The 15,271-nt window shown below is 61.7% G+C and carries 18 protein-coding genes; 9 read left to right on the top strand and 9 right to left on the bottom strand.

Going from position 1 to position 15,271, the window contains the following annotated elements; translation table 11 throughout:
- Positions 1–136: 136 nt before the first annotated feature.
- Together rirA and QZ564_RS01040 are read left to right on the top strand one after the other, a co-directional pair.
- Positions 137–592, top strand: coding sequence for an iron-responsive transcriptional regulator RirA (gene rirA, locus QZ564_RS01045; protein WP_104892360.1), 456 nt, complete (start codon positions 137–139; stop codon positions 590–592).
- 248 nt (positions 593–840) lie between these two features.
- Positions 841–2,667, top strand: coding sequence for an ATP-binding cassette domain-containing protein (locus QZ564_RS01040; protein ID WP_297103432.1), 1,827 nt, complete (start codon positions 841–843; stop codon positions 2,665–2,667).
- A 6-nt stretch (positions 2,668–2,673) separates the two neighbouring features.
- On the opposite strand, the gene QZ564_RS01035 is transcribed toward QZ564_RS01040, so the two are convergent.
- Entirely contained in the window at positions 2,674–3,720 is a 1,047-nt protein-coding gene (locus tag QZ564_RS01035; RefSeq protein ID WP_245891753.1) for a LacI family transcriptional regulator, read from the bottom strand.
- Between the two features lie 507 nt (positions 3,721–4,227).
- Here QZ564_RS01035 and QZ564_RS01030 point away from each other — a divergent pair.
- Complete coding sequence (locus QZ564_RS01030; RefSeq protein WP_297103428.1) at positions 4,228–4,443, top strand: hypothetical protein; 216 nt, start codon at positions 4,228–4,230, stop codon at positions 4,441–4,443.
- A gap of 55 nt (positions 4,444–4,498) precedes the next feature.
- Here the strand turns inward: QZ564_RS01030 and QZ564_RS01025 are convergent, their stop codons facing one another.
- Genes QZ564_RS01025 through QZ564_RS01005 form a run of 5 tightly spaced genes read right to left on the bottom strand, consistent with a single transcriptional unit; the run spans position 4,499 to position 7,295 of the window.
- Positions 4,499–4,699: a hypothetical protein gene (locus QZ564_RS01025; protein ID WP_104892364.1), complete on the bottom strand. Its 201-nt coding sequence runs from the start codon at positions 4,697–4,699 to the stop codon at positions 4,499–4,501.
- A complete protein-coding gene (locus QZ564_RS01020; protein ID WP_157291017.1) occupies positions 4,692–4,841 on the bottom strand; it encodes a hypothetical protein in 150 nt (49 codons plus the stop codon). Before QZ564_RS01020 ends, QZ564_RS01025 begins: the two co-directional genes overlap by 8 nt.
- Positions 4,842–4,897: 56 nt before the next feature.
- Positions 4,898–5,464, bottom strand: a complete 567-nt coding sequence (gene phnN, locus QZ564_RS01015) for a phosphonate metabolism protein/1,5-bisphosphokinase (PRPP-forming) PhnN (protein WP_297103419.1) — start codon at positions 5,462–5,464, stop codon at positions 4,898–4,900.
- Positions 5,461–6,597, bottom strand: a complete 1,137-nt coding sequence (locus QZ564_RS01010; protein ID WP_104892366.1) for an alpha-D-ribose 1-methylphosphonate 5-triphosphate diphosphatase — start codon at positions 6,595–6,597, stop codon at positions 5,461–5,463. Before QZ564_RS01010 ends, phnN begins: the two co-directional genes overlap by 4 nt.
- A 5-nt stretch (positions 6,598–6,602) precedes the next feature.
- Complete coding sequence (locus QZ564_RS01005; RefSeq protein ID WP_157955600.1) at positions 6,603–7,295, bottom strand: DUF1045 domain-containing protein; 693 nt, start codon at positions 7,293–7,295, stop codon at positions 6,603–6,605.
- 123 nt (positions 7,296–7,418) lie between these two features.
- On the opposite strand from QZ564_RS01005, the gene QZ564_RS01000 reads away from it, so the two are divergent.
- The 3 genes from QZ564_RS01000 to QZ564_RS00990 all read left to right on the top strand — a co-directional run bounded on the left by QZ564_RS01000 (position 7,419) and on the right by QZ564_RS00990 (position 10,122).
- Positions 7,419–8,672: a glycerate kinase gene (locus tag QZ564_RS01000; RefSeq protein ID WP_297103414.1), complete on the top strand. Its 1,254-nt coding sequence runs from the start codon at positions 7,419–7,421 to the stop codon at positions 8,670–8,672.
- Positions 8,673–8,732: 60 nt separating this feature from the next.
- A complete protein-coding gene (locus QZ564_RS00995) occupies positions 8,733–9,095 on the top strand; it encodes a VOC family protein (RefSeq protein ID WP_104892368.1) in 363 nt (120 codons plus the stop codon).
- An 88-nt stretch (positions 9,096–9,183) separates the two neighbouring features.
- Positions 9,184–10,122, top strand: coding sequence for a Gfo/Idh/MocA family oxidoreductase (locus QZ564_RS00990; protein WP_297103409.1), 939 nt, complete (start codon positions 9,184–9,186; stop codon positions 10,120–10,122).
- Positions 10,123–10,229: 107 nt separating this feature from the next.
- Here QZ564_RS00990 and QZ564_RS00985 read toward each other — a convergent pair whose 3' ends face one another.
- Positions 10,230–10,991, bottom strand: coding sequence for a DUF1365 domain-containing protein (locus QZ564_RS00985; protein WP_297103406.1), 762 nt, complete (start codon positions 10,989–10,991; stop codon positions 10,230–10,232).
- Positions 10,988–12,337, bottom strand: a complete 1,350-nt coding sequence (locus QZ564_RS00980) for an FAD-dependent oxidoreductase (protein WP_297103404.1) — start codon at positions 12,335–12,337, stop codon at positions 10,988–10,990. Before QZ564_RS00980 ends, QZ564_RS00985 begins: the two co-directional genes overlap by 4 nt.
- 246 nt (positions 12,338–12,583) lie before the next feature.
- Between QZ564_RS00980 and QZ564_RS00975 the strand changes: the two genes are divergently transcribed.
- From QZ564_RS00975 to QZ564_RS00965, 3 genes are read left to right on the top strand one after another with little or no spacing between them, the layout of a single operon-like run.
- Entirely contained in the window at positions 12,584–13,156 is a 573-nt protein-coding gene (locus tag QZ564_RS00975) for a sigma-70 family RNA polymerase sigma factor (protein WP_297103402.1), read from the top strand.
- On the top strand, positions 13,153–13,800 hold the full coding sequence (locus tag QZ564_RS00970; protein ID WP_297103400.1) for a ChrR family anti-sigma-E factor: 648 nt from the start codon (positions 13,153–13,155) through the stop codon (positions 13,798–13,800). The genes QZ564_RS00975 and QZ564_RS00970 overlap by 4 nt, the downstream gene beginning before the upstream one ends.
- A gap of 9 nt (positions 13,801–13,809) precedes the next feature.
- The gene (locus QZ564_RS00965; RefSeq protein WP_297103398.1) at positions 13,810–14,226 is read left to right on the top strand and encodes a DUF2177 family protein; all 417 of its coding nucleotides are present in this window, start codon (positions 13,810–13,812) and stop codon (positions 14,224–14,226) included.
- Here the strand turns inward: QZ564_RS00965 and QZ564_RS00960 are convergent.
- Positions 14,223–14,951, bottom strand: coding sequence for an SDR family NAD(P)-dependent oxidoreductase (locus QZ564_RS00960; RefSeq protein WP_297103396.1), 729 nt, complete (start codon positions 14,949–14,951; stop codon positions 14,223–14,225). The genes QZ564_RS00965 and QZ564_RS00960 overlap by 4 nt on opposite strands.
- Positions 14,952–15,271: the final 320 nt, after the last annotated feature.

Below are 15,271 nucleotides of genomic sequence, written 5' to 3'. Positions count from 1 at the left end.
CCGCACGCGATCACAAAAAACATGATCCTGCGCTTCAGGATAATTGACATTTTTTAGAATGGTTATAAGCTAGCGGCAACGTTCATGAGGGCCATCAGCCCAAAAGTGCTCGCGCGACGCAGCAGAAAGGCTTCCAGTGAGACTGACCCGCCAATCCAACTATGCCATCCGTACGCTGGTCTATTGCGCTGTCAACGAGCCGGGTTTGAGCCGGGTGGCCGAAATCGCGCGCGCGTATGGCATTTCGGAATTGTTTCTATTCAAGCTGATCAAGCCGCTGGTGGAAAACGGGCTGCTGCAAACCGTGCGCGGGCGGCATGGTGGCATCAAGCTGGGCAAGCCCGCCCAGGATATTACCCTGCTTGAAACCATCCGGCTGACCGAAGAGAATTTCGCGTTGGCGGAATGCTTCGAGGACGGCTCGGACTGCCCCTTGATCGGTGAATGCGATCTCAATGGGGCGCTGCGTGAAGCGCTGGGCGCGTTTTTCGAGGTGCTGAACCGGCACACCATTGCTGATCTGGCCAGCAAGAAGCGCTCGATCCGCGAAAGGCTCGGTCTGACGGCAGACGAGGCCGTCAACGCGGCCTAACCGAAAATCTGATAACAAAACTCAAATATGAGTTTGACAATCATATTTGATCATGGTTGATTACGTCCATGGCGCTGCGACCCCTTGGGGCCTGTGGGTCTGAGCGCCAGAACATGACGGGGCTTGCTGCTACCGTCTCCCCGGGCCGGCCAGGATCCTCAACGTCCTGGCCGGCCTCTTTGCCTTCCTTTGATTGATCTGCGTCCGCCCCTGTGCTCTATCCGGGGCCGAATGCTTCCGGACACAACATGGCCCAGCCTCCCCTACTTTCTCTGCAGGATATCCAGCTCACCTTTGGCGGCACGCGGCTGCTTGAAGCGGCAGAGCTGATCGTTTCACCCGGCCAGCGCATCGCACTGGTCGGTCGCAATGGGTCTGGCAAGTCGACGCTGCTCAAGATCGCGTCGGGTGAGGTGACCCCTGACAAGGGCGCACGCTTCGTCGAGCCCAGTGCCACGCTGCGCTACCTGCCGCAGGAACCGGACCTTTCGGCCTATGCAACGACGCTGGCCTATGTCGAGGCGGGCCTCGGGCCAGGCGATGACGAATATCGCGCGCAGTACCTATTGAGCTCGCTGGGACTCACCGGCGCGGAAGACCCCAAAAAGCTGTCGGGCGGGGAAGGCCGCCGCGCGGCGCTGGCCCGCGTGCTGGCGCCCAAGCCCGATGTTCTGCTGCTCGACGAGCCGACCAACCATCTCGACCTTCCCGCTATCGAGTGGCTGCAGGCCGAGCTGGATTCGCTGCGTTCGGCCCTGGTGCTGATCAGCCACGACCGGCGCTTCCTCAGCGACTTGACGCGCGCCACCGTCTGGCTGGACCGAGGCGTGACGCGCCGCCTCGACAAGGGGTTTTCTCATTTCGAGGGCTGGCGCGACCAAGTGCTGGAAGAAGAGGAACGCGACCGCCACAAGCTCGACCGCCAGATCGTGCGCGAGGAGCATTGGCTGCGCTATGGCGTCACCGCGCGGCGCAAGCGCAATGTCGGCCGGCTCGAAAGGCTGGCCGGTTTGCGGCAGGACCGGCGCGAGCAAAGACGCGTGACAGGTTCGGTCAACATGCAGGTGAGCGAGGGACGCACCTCGGGCGCGCTGGTGGTCGAGGCGGAGAATATTTCCAAGTCCTACGGGCCGCGCGTCATCGTCGGGGATTTTTCGACGCGCGTTCTGCGCGGCGACCGGATTGGTATTGTCGGCCCCAATGGTGCCGGCAAGACCACGCTGATCAAGATGCTGACCGGCCTCGACAAGCCGGACAGCGGCAAGATCAAACTGGGCTCGGCGCTAGAACTGGCGATGCTCGATCAGGGTCGCGCGAAGCTGCATCCCGAAACGCGCCTAAAGGAAGCGCTGACCGGGGGTGGCTCGGATACCTTGCAGATCAACGGCCAGCCCAAGCATGTCGTTGGCTACATGAAGGACTTCCTGTTCGGCCCCGAGCAGGCAAACACCCCGATCGGCAAACTGTCGGGTGGCGAGCGCGCCCGCGTGGCGCTGGCCCGGGCGCTGGCCTTGCCCTCCAATTTCCTGGTGTTGGACGAGCCGACCAACGATCTCGACCTCGAAACCCTCGACCTGCTCGAGGAAATGGTTTCGGACTATGCCGGAACGGTCATCGTGGTCAGCCATGACCGCGACTTCCTAGACCGCGTTGCCACTTCGGTGATCATCGCCGAGGGGGAAGGGGTCTGGACCGAATATGCCGGCGGCTACTCCGACATGGTGATCCAGCGCGGCGAGGGCGTCACCGCCCGCGAACCGGCCCTCAAGGCGCATCGCGCGGGCAAGACCAGCCTGACCCAGACATCACTGGCGACCTCGGCAGCCGCTCCCAAGCGCAAACTGAGTTTCAAGGAAAAGCACGCGCTCGAAACCCTGCCCAAGGACATCGAGAAACTCGATAGCGAGATTGACGCGCTCAACACGGCGCTGGCGGAGGCCAATTTCTACACCCGTGACCCCGCTGGCTTCGCGGCCAAGTCCAAAGCGCTGGAAGCCGCCGTCGCCCGAAAGGCGAAGGCTGAGGAACAGTGGCTGGAGCTAGAAATGCTGCGCGAGGAACTAGAGGGCTCCTGACTCGCCTCAGTCCTGCCAGTCAAAAACCGGCTGAGCCATGAACTGCAGACCTTCGGTTTCCCCGGCAATACGGCGAAGCAGCAGGCTACCCAGATTGCGGCCCGCAGCGACAAAATCTTCCGGCACGGTTTCAGCTCCCGGCTGGAACTGGGCGAACATCGAGGAGGATTGCTTGGTCACGACATGGGCGGTCTTGCCCACCACTAGCCCCGCATCTGTCAATCCGCCAGTTACCGCCAGGGCCGAAACTTCCGAAGCGCAGACATAACCATCAGGCCCGTCGGGCCGCTTGGCGCGCTTGATGACATAGTTGCGGATGGCATCGGTCGGGCTGCCCAGATTGACGTCCGCGGCAAACTCGAAGGTGATACCGGCCTCGCGGGCAGCCCGTTCCATGCCGGCTTTCAAATGCTCGGTATAGGTGAGCGCGCTTTCGGGCAGGATGATCGAGACCTTGCGGCAGCCTTTCGCGGCCAGGCGCAGCGTCGCGCCGTAGGCATAGGCCTCATTGTCGTAATCGGCAAAGGGGTGCGCCTCCGGCCACCGGCTGCGGCCATGACTGACAAACGGAAAGTCATTGTCGAGCAGGAAGCGGATGCGCTCGTCGAAGGCCTCGGCCTTGGAAAAGATCACGCCATCGGCCATGCGGTTACGCACGATGTGCTGGATCGGCTCAATGGGTTCCACATTGCGGAATAGTGGCGTTATGACAAGGTGATAGCTGGTGTTGCGCAGCGCCTCGGTAATGCCGGTCACAAGGCTGGTGCCGAAGCCATAGATCTGTTCGTCTGGCTCGAGGATGAGCGAGATGACATTGGTGCGGCCGGTCTTGAGGCGCAGGGCCGCCCGATCCGGCATATAGCCGATCTCGGCAGCGATCTTTTGGACGCGGTCACGCGTTTCCTGAGCTAATTCGGGTGCATTATTCAGGGCGCGAGAAATGGTGGTGACCGCCAACCCCGTCATTTGTGCGATGGTCTTGAGCGTGGGCTTGCCCGATGGCTTTGCGCCCCGCTTGCCGCGCGAGGCGGGCGGTACTTCTTCCTGCGACACCAATGTTCCCCTCAGACCCGCCGGAAACCGGCGGGGACGCCTAATCGGCAAAGAACATCAGATTGCGGGGTTCGAAGCAAGACGCATACACTTGTGTTTTAATATGAGCGCTGTTATCAAAATTTTATGGGTCGAGGCTTTTCGGGCAGGGTTTTGCGCGATTATCGGCAAATACGCATAAAGGTGCACTGGCAAAACCCGACCGCGTTCCCTATTTTGCCATTGCGCCGCCGCAATGGCGTGCCAATCAAGCGTCCAACACCCGCAAGGAGAGGAATGACGATGACGACATCGAAGACCTTCACGATCCATGCCATGTGTTCGACCGTAGTAACCTGCATGCGAATTTCCAAACGCTGGCAAGGGTCCTGTCGCGCAAAACGAATGTGATCTGATCCGTCACATCCTCGTCTCACAAAACCGATAGACCCCGCGCTGCCAGTCCCCGGATCACCTTCAAAATGAAGGAATCCGTGTTGGACGGACGCGCAAGTGGAGTTTCCACCCATGCAGGAAAATAATCTGAACAGGGCCGAAAAGCTCAGGCCCATTGTGATTGAAGTTGCCGGAGAACCGCAGGGCGTGGTTGTACCGGATGCTGAAGGCTACAGGTTCGTGGCGGTCAAGCTGCCGGCCTTTGCCATGGACGGCAGGCACTTCCCTTCTGTCGAGACCGCCCATCTGGCGATCAGTCGCGCCGTAGCGGACGGCGATGCCGCATAACAAAGCCGGTGGCACGACCACCGGCTTTTTCGTTTCCGGACCGAAAGCTTAGCCCTCAATCGTCATTGGTTGCGTTCAACTCCGAAGGCCGACGGCCTTCTGCCATTGGTAATTCCGGATCGAGGGCGGCCTCTACCGCCGAGGCCAGCGCATCGACATCTACCCGTGAGGCGCCGGAAGCTGCCTGTCGTTCCAGTTCGGATGCCAGGGCCGTGATGATTGCCTGATGCCGCAGTTCTGCGCTATCCCTAGCCATTCCCATCAATCGAAATCCCCTGCTCATCAACCCGCACCTCTATGCCCGGCTGGGCCTGTTGCTGCTGATAGGTATAGATGCCAAAGGCGACCAATGCGATAACCAGAATGGCGATCACGCCGTAGAGGCTGTTGCGGGACAAGGGTATCTCCTGACGCTTGAATAGACTTGGCTCAACGCACAAGGTCCCTAAACGGTTCAATCCTCTGCAATGCGGCGCAGCGCCATGACAAAAGCAGTGACACCGATGCCGACAGAACTCGAATTATCGATCACCAAAGGCTCGACATCGGCGGGCAGAGCTGCCCCTTCGCGTGCAAGGCGCGCGACGATCTGGTCGCGGTTTTCGCGCCCCCGCTTGGACAGGCGCGCGGCGCGCAGGGAAATCTCAGCGGAAATCTGGATGACCCGGCAAAGCGGATATTTGGCAATCGCCTCGGGCACCGCATGGCGCGAGATATTGGCAATGACCACGCGGCCCAGCGCCAGATCGGTATCGACGCCAATGGGCAGAGCATAGTCCAGCCCGTGGGCCTGCCAGGTCAGGGCGAACCGTCCGGCTTTCCTGGCCCGGACGAAGTCATCGCGCTCAAGGCTGATATGGTCCTCTAGATCAATATCGGCGGGCCTCGTCACCAGCCGTCGCACGAAGCTGAAGCGCTTGTCGCCGTCCAGCGCCTTGCGGGCGCCGCCGATCAGCGTGTCCTTGCCGACCCCGGAAGGACCGATAACCAGCACCAGCACTCCAGGAGGACGTTCGCTCAACTCACACGCAGTCCTTCACGCCAGACGCCCCGCACCACGGGCAGAGGCGCCTGCGCTGCAACCCGCACCAGATCGGCCCGCTTGCCCGTCATGATTTCTCCCCGATCATCGAGCCCGGCCGCGCGCGCCGGATTGACCGTTACAGTCGCAAGTGCGGCCGGCAAGGCAAGACCTTCAATGCGCTGCGGCAGCAGGAAGACGGCCTGCAACAGGGCAAAGGGTACATAGTCGGAGCTGAGAATGTCCAGCAGGCCTGCTTCTACCAGATCGGTAGCCGAAATATTGCCCGAATGGGATTTGCCGCGTACCACATTGGGGGCGCCCATCAAAATCGCCAGCCCCGCTTCATGCGCGGCGGACGCCGCTTCGAGCGTGGTAGGGAATTCGGCGATGGCCACCCCGTCCGCCTCGGCCTCCTCAACATGGGCCAGGGTCGCATCGTCATGGCTGGCCAGGGCAATCCCCATGGCGCGTGCACGTGACACGATCGCCTGCCGATTGGGGGCAGAATAACGCTTGTGTTCGGCCAGGCGCGCATCAAGGTAAGATTGCAATTCCTCGGGGCTACGGCCCATCTGCTTGGCATAGAAACGCTTATAGGCATCAAGCGAACGGAATTGGCGCTGGCCCGGCGTGTGGTCCATGACCGAGGCAAGCCGCGTCGTCGGATGGTTTGCCAGCGCGTCGAAGTGATCGACCACATCGTGGCTGGGCAATTCGCAGCGCAGATGAATGAAATGCTCGGCCCTTAGCCAGCCGCCGGCGCCACCGGCCCTGACGGCATCAACCAGATGTCGGGCATGCGAAAGCATGTCAGGCAGGTCTATATCCGAGCCGATACGCACAGCGTCAAATACAGTGGTGATACCCGAGCCGGCGATCTGTGCATCATGGGCATGGAGCGCGGCCAGCGGATCCCAGAAGACGCCCGGGCGCGGCCGATAATGGTTCTCCAGATGGTCGGTGTGCAATTCGACCAGTCCGGGAATGAGAAAGTCGCCCTCGATATCGTCGCCCACACGACTGGACCCGGCGTCGATCTCGGCAATCCTGCCATCGCGCACCACCAGGCAACCCCGGATTACTTCGTCGGGCAGGACAATCTGCGCATTGGAAAAGACCGTTTCGGACACTGGCCTCAGCCTCGCAAAGGAAAATCGGCGATGCGGTCGAAGGGCAACTTGTTCTCTTTCTCATGGAACAGGGTCAGCCGATCGAGCGTGACCGGATCGTTGAGAATCGGCCCGAACCAGGTTTGCGCGGCCTGTAACACTTCATCGTGCTCAGCCGGTGAAAGGCGGTCGGTCAGGGTCATGTGGAAACGGAACTGATCAAAGACATAGGGATAGCCATAGGCGTCCAGCAGTTCTTCCTGGCGTGGCGTCAGGCCCCGGGCCGCCCGTTCGGCGCGGTCACGCGGCTTGAGCGGCGCCCGGAAAGGGTCGAAACGCTCCACCACGGTGGCAGCGAAATCCTGCAGTTGCGTATTGTTCGCCTCTTCAGGCATCAAGGCCAGAAAGCCGTCGAGCGAAGCGATCCGCAGCTTACCCAGGGGCACGGTCGGCAACTCACCTGCCGCTTCCTTCATCGCGGCGCGCAGGCTCTCTTCACTCCGCCCCGACGCAAGCGCCATTGGCGGCTTGAGCGTAGCGTGGAAACCATAGCGGCCGGCAGACTGGGTGAGATTGAGCAGGCGGGTCCGCTCCATTCCGGCAACGGCGCCATCATAGGACACCCCGGAGGCAGGGTCGCGGCCAAGCCAGAGCGCAGCGCGCTCCCAGAGAAGGTCGGTCACCGCGGGGGCGTAGTAAATTGCGAATCTCTGCGACATGGGACCTCCTGAACGCGGAGCTAATGGACCTATATGGCGGGCGTTTGACAAGTCGCGGGACTGGACAAATGCGTTTCCGGTGGCGACAAGGTGCCATCCGGCAACCCAGAAGACAGCAATCCCATGGACCGCTCCCTGCTCGAACGCCTGTTTCGCCAAGCCGTTGCACAGGCGCAGCCGGCCTTGGCGGTCGAACGGCATTTGCCAGCGCCACCCAAGGGCCGCACCGTGGTGGTCGGGGCCGGCAAGGCTTCGGCGCAGATGGCAAAAGCATTCGAGTCGGCCTGGTCCGGCGACATCTCCGGCCTGGTGGTCACGCGCTATGGCTATGCAGAGGCCTGTGAACGCATCGAGATTGTTGAGGCAGCCCATCCCGTGCCCGACCAGGCGGGGCAAGTGGCAGCGCGCAGACTGCTGGAACTGGTTTCCGGGCTGACTGCAAATGATCTGGTAGTGGCCCTGATTTCGGGCGGTGGCTCTTCCCTGCTGCCCGCCCCCGCACCGGGCCTGGACCTCGAAGATGAACAGGCGATCAACCGGGCGCTGCTGGCTTCGGGAGCGCCGATCGGGGTGATGAACCTGATCCGCAACCAGTTTTCGACAATCAAGGGCGGGCGCCTCGCCGCAGCCGCAGCGCCGGCGCGGGTGGCAACGCTGGTGGTGTCCGATGTGCCGGGCGATGATCCGGCGCTGGTGGCCTCCGGTCCCACGCTGCCGCTGTCCGGGGGACGGGCCGAGGCGCGCCGCTTGGCAGCGCTCTATCGTCTCGATCTGCCCGAAGCGGCACGGCGTCTGCTGGAGAGTGAAGACAATCTGCCGCCTGAACCAAGCGACCCAGGCTTTTCCGCCAACAGCGTCGCCACCATTGCCTCAGCGGCCTTGTCGCTGGAGGCTGCCGCCGATATGGCGCGGCAAGCCGGTATCCAAGCAGCCATCCTGTCCGATTCCATTGAGGGTGAAGCGCGTGATGTCGCGCAGGTGCATGCGGCGCTGGGCAGGGAAATTGCGGCACGTGACCGCCCGTTTACCAAGCCCGTGCTGTTGCTGTCAGGCGGCGAAACGACCGTGACGCTGCGCGGCAAGGGGCGCGGCGGCCGCAATGGCGAATTCATGCTTTCGCTCGCCATTGCGCTGGACGGGGTCGACGGGATTTCGGCATTGGCCGGCGATACCGACGGCATTGACGGTTCGCAAGACAATGCCGGCGCCTTTGTCGACGGCACGACAGCGCGGCGCATGCGCGAAGCTGGTATCGACCCGCAAGCGGCGCTGGCCAATAATGATGCCTATACAGCCTTCGAGGCCATCGGCGACCTCTTCGTCACCGGCCCGACCGGAACCAATGTAAATGACTTCCGCGCCATTCTCATTCGTTGAATCTGCCTTTTGACCGTCGCCTTGGCGTGCCATGCTGTCATCGAATTGAGGGAGGCAGGCATGGCACGTGTAACCGGCATTGGCGGCATCTTCTTTCGGTCCCGCGACACCAAGGCGCTGGGGCAATGGTACGAGACCCATCTGGGGATCGCTGAGTTCTGGACTCAGCAGGCGGGCTTCACCGTCTTTTCGCCCTTCCAGCAAAGCAGCGACTATTTCCCCTCTGACAAGCAGTGGATGATCAATCTGCGCGTCGATGATCTGGACGGGATGATAGCGCAACTCAAGGCGGCAGGCATTGCCATCGAAACACGGCCGGATGAATGGGACAGTGACGAAACCGGGCGGTTTGCCCGGATTCACGACCCCGAGGGCAATCCCATCGAGCTGTGGGAGCCGCCCCCACCGGCACCCACCGCATAAAAATCATACTTTTATCACTTTGAGGTCTTGGCAGGTGCTGGCAAGACCTGCTCTATAGCCGCGTTTTTGCTGCAGGGGGAGTTCTGGCATGGCCAAGCGCAAGATCGCCATTATCGGCGTGGGCAAGATCGCGGTGGACCAGCACATACCGGTGATCGAGGCCTCCGAGGATTTCGAGCTGGCCGCGACCGTCTCCTCGCGTGGCGTGGCGCATGGCGACCTGCCGGTGTTCCGCACGCCAGCCGAACTCTATTCGTCCAAGCCGGAAGTTGGTCTGGTGTCGATCTGCACGCCCCCCGGCGTGCGCCATACGCTGGTGCGCGAGGCGCTTGATGCCGGCAAGGACGTGATGATGGAAAAGCCACCGACCACCACGATTTCGGAGCTGGACGACATCTTCGCACATGCCGCACGGCTCGACCGCGTGCTGTTCCAGACCTGGCACAGCCAGTACAATGCCGCGGTGGATCGCGCCAAGGCGATCCTGTTCGAACAGGGCGTCAGCAAGGTGCGTATTGATTGGCGCGAAAGCGTGCGCAAGTGGCATCCGGGCCAGGACTGGGTCTGGGAGCCCGGCGGTTTCGGGGTGTGCGACCCCGGTATCAACGCCTATTCGATCTTCACCAAGATCATGCCGTTCCCGGTTTTTATCGAAAGCGCGCGGCTGATCTTCCCCGCCAACCGGCAGACACCGGTGGATGTGGAGGTCCAGTTCAAGTCTGGCCAGGCGCACCGCCCCGACATGTCATCGGGGTTCAACTGGCTGGAGGAAAACGGAGAAATCTGGACCATTCAGGTCACCACAGGCACCGGGGACGATCTCAAGCTCGAACGCGGTGGCCGCACCTTGCGCATCAATGGCGAGGTGGTGCTCGAACATGGCGACGAAGAGTATGCCGGCATTTATGATCGCTTCGCAGATCTGCTCGACGCCCGCGCATCTGATGTCGACGCTACTCCGCTCAAGCTGATGAGCGACGTGTTCTTCCTTGGTGCCCGCGAGAATGGCCCTGACTTTGAGTGGTAGGCACTAGAGCGGTCTTTTCGTTTCGTTGAAACGTCAAAAACTGTCCCAAGTCCACGTGTTGTCGCGTTTCCGCACCGCAAACCGTTGTGGCTTTTTCCGAGAACGCTCTAATCCTGCGGCTCGGTGATCCGGGCCGGGCGGGGTTGCTGCCGCGTCTTGCGGTTGGTGTACCAGCGGATCCGGATACCCTTGGCGATCAGGCGCAGCGCTTCGAAGTGAATGCTCGCCGTGACCTTGAGGGTCATCAGTGGGTGGGTCACGAAAAGGCGTATCAGCTTGGCGTCGGTCAGTTCCTGACGGTCCCCTGTGAAGGCGGCATAAAGCAGAGGCTGATCGTCCTGGGTCTCGTTGATCGCGATACGCACCTTGTCGCCCGGCGGGGTCAGGCGGAATTTGTAGCGGCAATTCATGTCGATGAAAGGCGACACATAGAACGCCTTGTCTGCCGCCTGCTCGGCACTGGCGGGCAGCACATAGCTATGACGCTCGCGGAACGTGTTGTGCACTTCGTAAATTGTGGCCAGAGGCCGGCCCGATGCATCGTCGCAGAACCAGACGGTGAGCGGATTGAACACATAGCCCAGAATGCGCGGATAGCACAGCAAGCGCACCCGGCCCGCCGGGCCCAGCCCCTCGCCGGCCAGTTTCTGGTTGACCCACTCGCGCAAGGGCAAGTCGTCCCCATGGTCGGCGTCGCGGAACGAGAACAAGGCACGGCGGTTGTGGCCGAACCATTTCAACCGGTTCAGCAAAGGCAATTCATCGAGATCAATGAGGAGCGAAAAGACCCGATAGCGCAGATAGTGCTTTTTCGGGCGGTGCCGCTGATGCACCACGTGGCCCACATAGATGGCCGAGTTCAGGTTCATGCCACCAGCGCCGCCTCGGGGGGCGCAAGGGTGATCCGGCCGGAGGGATTGGGCACGGTCCAGGGCCGAGGCAGCGACCCCATGGCCTCGGCAGCGGCGAGGCCGGACTGCAATCCATCCTCGTGAAAGCCGCGACCGAAGTGGGCGCCTGCAAAAAAGGTACGGTTCTGCCCCTGGATCTGCCAGAGATTGTCCTGGGCATGTATCGCCGCACTGTCGAACAGGGGGTGGGTATATTCGAAGCGCGTAATTTCCTGCTGCGGGTCGGCCGGCGGATTGAGCGTGACGAACAGATCGCGTCCCTCAAGGCTCTGCAACCGGTTCATCCAGTAACTCACGCAAAGCTGGTTCTCGGACGAAATGTGATCGGTCGAGATGTAGTTCCAGCAACACCAAACCTTGCGGCGGCGCGGCATATAGGTCGCATCGGCGTGCAACACGGCCGTGTTCGTGGTGTAGGAGAAGGCCCCGAGCAACTCGCGTTCCCGTGCACTGGGCGCATCGAGCATGGACAAAGCCTGATCGGCATGAGTGGCGATCAAAATAGCATCGAATTGATCCACTTGGCCGGTGCGGGCGGTGACAGTGACACCGGCGGCGTCACGGACCACCTTGGCGACGGGCGTGGCAAGCCGAAGCTGACCGGCAAAGTCCTGCAGCAGAGCCCCCACATAGGCCCGGCTACCTCCAGCGACGGTGCGCCAATTTGGGCGTTCCCACAATTGCAGCAGCCCGTGGCTTTCAAAGAAGCGGACAAAAGCAAACAGGGGATAGGCACGAATATCTTCGGCCTTGGACGACCAGATCGCCGCCGCCATGGGCAGCAGATGTCCCTCCACGAAGGATCGTGAATAGCGTTGAGCCCGCAGATACTCATCCAGCGTCAGGCCGCGCATGTCGGGCTGAAGCAGCGCCTTGGGTGCTTCACGATAAAAGCGCAGCAGATCGCGAAACAGGCTCCAGAAGCGCGGACGGAAGGCATTGCGGCGCTGCGCCAACATGCCCGAAAGCCCCTCTCCGCAATATTCGAACGTTCCGCGGTCAAGCGAAGCGGCAAAAGACATTTCGGTGGGAATGCTGCCGACACCAAGATGGGCCAACATGGCCTGGAAGTTGGGGTAGTTCTTGTCGTTGTAAACGATAAAGCCCGTATCGACCGGACCGGTGCCGGGCACGTCGATTGTATTGGCATGACCGCCAGGGCGATCATCGGCCTCATAGAGGACAACATCATGGCTTTTGGATAGCAACCACGCCGCTGACAGGCCAGAAACGCCGCTGCCAACAACTGCGATACGCTGACGCGTGGCGGGCGAGCCTGAGAATCCTGTGGCAGCGTGAAACATGCTTTATGTCCTGAGTGTTTGATTTTTATACGTCTGCGCCGCGAGCATGGATCAACCACGTGGCGATTTTTTTCGTAAGGGGGCTATGAACGTTTTTTTGTATCGCACCATGATCCATCCGACGCAGGCTGGCGTATTTCGGACATGTCACTTGCGATTTACCCACTTACCGGACCATGCGAGGATGCTGTCAGACCACAGCGCCGCCGCCTTGCCGTGCCCGCGCCAGAACAGGGCCAGAATCGCATGACGCACCGGACAGACGCCGCCGCACCACCAACCGAGACCGGCGCACAAATCGTGGCGATCGCTGCCCGCGCGGACATGGCGGCTTTCGAAGCATTGTTCAAGGATTTCAGCCCGCGCGTACGCGCCTATCTGCTCAAACTGACCCGCGACGGCCAGGCCGCCGAGGACCTGATGCAGGAGACCATGCTGGCGATCTGGCGCAAGGCTGGGCAATTCGATCCGGAACGCGGCCAGGCTTCGGCCTGGATCTTCACCATCGCCCGCAATATCTGGATCGATGCCTGGCGCAAGCAGAAACGACCGGCCTTTGATCCAGACGATCCGGCACTGGTGCCGCCGGCCGAACCCGACGCGCCGGACCTGCTGGAACAAAAGCAGAGTGGCGCGGCGCTGCATGAGGCGCTCAAGACCCTGCCGCAAGAACAGGTGGAGCTGATCCGCCTCTCCTTTTTCGACGAAGACTCGCACAGCACCATCGCCGCCCGCACCGGGCTTCCGATTGGAACCGTGAAATCACGCATCAGACTGGCCTTCGGACGCCTTCGCGCGGCGCTGGAGGAATTGAAATGACCATTCATCACCATCTCAACGACGACCTGCTTCTCGACTATGCCGCTGGCACACTTTCCGAAGGGTGGTCGCTTGCTGTTGCCTGCCACCTGGCCATGTGCCCGCAATGCCGCGACCAACTGGCGCTGGCCGAAGCCACTGGCGGCGCGCTGCTTGAAGAGCTCGCGCCAGTCGAGGGGCCTGCCGATAGCTGGGAGGCCTTGAAGACCCGGCTGGCTGCAGCGCCACAGGACAAGGCGGCGCCGGTTGCGCGGCCCGCCAGCGCCACTATCCCCGAGCCGCTGCGCAGCTATCTGGGCGGTGACCTCGAGACCATCAAATGGCGCAATCTGGGCAATGCCAAGCAGGTGCTGATCAAGACCGGCGACCCGACCACGCAAGCCCGGCTGCTGTGCATTGCCGCTGGCAAGCCGGTGCCGGAGCACAGTCATGGCGGGCGCGAGCTGACAGTGGTGCTCAAAGGCAGCTTCCACGACGAGGTCGACCGCTTCGGCCCCGGCGACATCGAGGATGCCGATGGCTCGCTGACCCATCAGCCGGTGGCCGATGAGCACGAAGATTGCATCTGCCTGGCCATTACCGATGCACCGCTGAAATTCTCCAGCCGTCTTGTGCGCCTGGTGCAGCCTATTCTGGGAATCTGAGGAGGGGATATGTTCGGCTTTTCACTGCTGACCGTGCTGGCTGCCTATGGCGGTACGGCGCTGGTGTTCTTCGGTATCGACTTCCTCTGGCTCACCGTATTGGGCATCGGTTTTTACCGGGCCGAGATCGGTGATCTCTTGCTTGAGCAGCCGAACCTGGTGCCGGCGGCGCTGTTCTACCTGTTTTATGTCGCCGGGCTTGTCGGCTTTGCCATTCTGCCCGCGCTCAATGCCGGAAGCTGGGTCTGGGCGCTGCTGGCCGGGGTGGCGCTGGGGCTGTTGGCCTATGGCACCTATGACATGACGAACCTCTCCACCCTGAAAGGCTGGAGCCTGCAGATCAGCCTGATCGACCTGGCCTGGGGCGGCTTCCTGTCGGGCATTTCGGCCCTGGCCGGATATTGGGTCGCGAAACTCACGACTTAGCCCCGCATCCGCGCGGTGATGGCAAATGCCAGCCAGTGCGGCAACACGCCGAGGAGTTTGAGCGGCCAGATCAGGCGGCGGGGAAAGGCGGTTTCAAACCCCTTGCCGTCGAGCCCCTTGAGGATGCGGTCGGCGGCCTCGGCCGGCTCCATCAGGCCCGGCATGGCGAAATCATTCTTGTCAGTGAGCGGGGTGCGGACAAAGCCGGGGGTGACCAGTCGTACATCGACCTGCGGCCAGAGTTCGCTGCGCAGCGACTGGGCCAGGTTGACGATGCCGGCCTTGGTGGCTGAATAGACCTGTCCATTGGGCAGGCCGAAAATGGCGGCGGCCGAGCCGAACAGCACCAATTGGCCGCCATAGCGGATATGCTGCGCGCCGATCTGCGCCACGTTGAAGGTGCCGGTCAGATTGACTTCGAACACTTTTGCCGCCTCGTCCGGATCGGCCTTGGAGAGCGCGCCGGGATTGTAGATGGCGGCGGTGGAGACGATGCGGTCGAACGGGCCGTGCTGGCTGGCGGCCTCAACCAGGCTGTTCCGGTCGATGGCGTCGGCGACGACGGCGTGATGGCCGGGGCCGATGCGGGTGAGCGCGGCATCGAGCGCGTCCTGGTTGCGACCCGAGATCACCACCAGGGCGCCGCGCGCCGCATAGGCCTTGGCCATGGCCTCGCCAATGCCGCTCGATCCGCCGATGATCCAGATTTTTTCGTTGCTCGCCACTGCGTTGGGCTCCTGTATTGTGCTTGTAAGGAGATACGCAGACGCAGCGGGGATGGATGCAGGGGACGGGGAAGAAATGTGGGGGCGTGCGGAGATGGCCATCCGAACACGGTTCGGATGGTTTTTGCTGCAGCATCGCCATTCGAGCGTAGCTCTCATGGCCTGCCTTCCTAAAATCTCTCCACTGGAGAGATTTTGCCTGACGGCACGTCAGGCAGATCCGGAGACAGATTGCGTCTCGGATATTTTTTATGAGACGAAACCTGTCTCCGGAGCCGGATTTCTATTGGATTTGTCGTCCCCATTGATCGCTCGTCGCA

The sequence above is a fragment of the uncultured Devosia sp. genome (assembly GCF_913055165.1).
Classification (GTDB): Bacteria; Pseudomonadota; Alphaproteobacteria; order Rhizobiales; family Devosiaceae; genus Devosia.
This window is presented reverse-complemented; position numbering and strand designations above follow the sequence as displayed.

What these genes read in the sequence shown, in the direction of transcription:
- QZ564_RS01040 (WP_297103432.1), top strand. Translation starts at nt 841, where the DNA reads ATGGCCCAGCCTCCCCTACTTTCTCTGCAGGATATCCAGCTCACCTTT.
- QZ564_RS01030 (WP_297103428.1), top strand. Translation starts at nt 4,228, where the DNA reads ATGCAGGAAAATAATCTGAACAGGGCCGAAAAGCTCAGGCCCATTGTG.
- QZ564_RS01025 (WP_104892364.1), bottom strand. Translation starts at nt 4,699, where the DNA reads ATGGCTAGGGATAGCGCAGAACTGCGGCATCAGGCAATCATCACGGCC.
- QZ564_RS01005 (WP_157955600.1), bottom strand. Translation starts at nt 7,295, where the DNA reads ATGTCGCAGAGATTCGCAATTTACTACGCCCCCGCGGTGACCGACCTT.
- QZ564_RS01000 (WP_297103414.1), top strand. Translation starts at nt 7,419, where the DNA reads ATGGACCGCTCCCTGCTCGAACGCCTGTTTCGCCAAGCCGTTGCACAG.
- QZ564_RS00995 (WP_104892368.1), top strand. Translation starts at nt 8,733, where the DNA reads ATGGCACGTGTAACCGGCATTGGCGGCATCTTCTTTCGGTCCCGCGAC.
- QZ564_RS00990 (WP_297103409.1), top strand. Translation starts at nt 9,184, where the DNA reads ATGGCCAAGCGCAAGATCGCCATTATCGGCGTGGGCAAGATCGCGGTG.
- QZ564_RS00985 (WP_297103406.1), bottom strand. Translation starts at nt 10,991, where the DNA reads ATGAACCTGAACTCGGCCATCTATGTGGGCCACGTGGTGCATCAGCGG.
- QZ564_RS00980 (WP_297103404.1), bottom strand. Translation starts at nt 12,337, where the DNA reads ATGTTTCACGCTGCCACAGGATTCTCAGGCTCGCCCGCCACGCGTCAG.
- QZ564_RS00975 (WP_297103402.1), top strand. Translation starts at nt 12,584, where the DNA reads ATGACGCACCGGACAGACGCCGCCGCACCACCAACCGAGACCGGCGCA.
- QZ564_RS00970 (WP_297103400.1), top strand. Translation starts at nt 13,153, where the DNA reads ATGACCATTCATCACCATCTCAACGACGACCTGCTTCTCGACTATGCC.
- QZ564_RS00965 (WP_297103398.1), top strand. Translation starts at nt 13,810, where the DNA reads ATGTTCGGCTTTTCACTGCTGACCGTGCTGGCTGCCTATGGCGGTACG.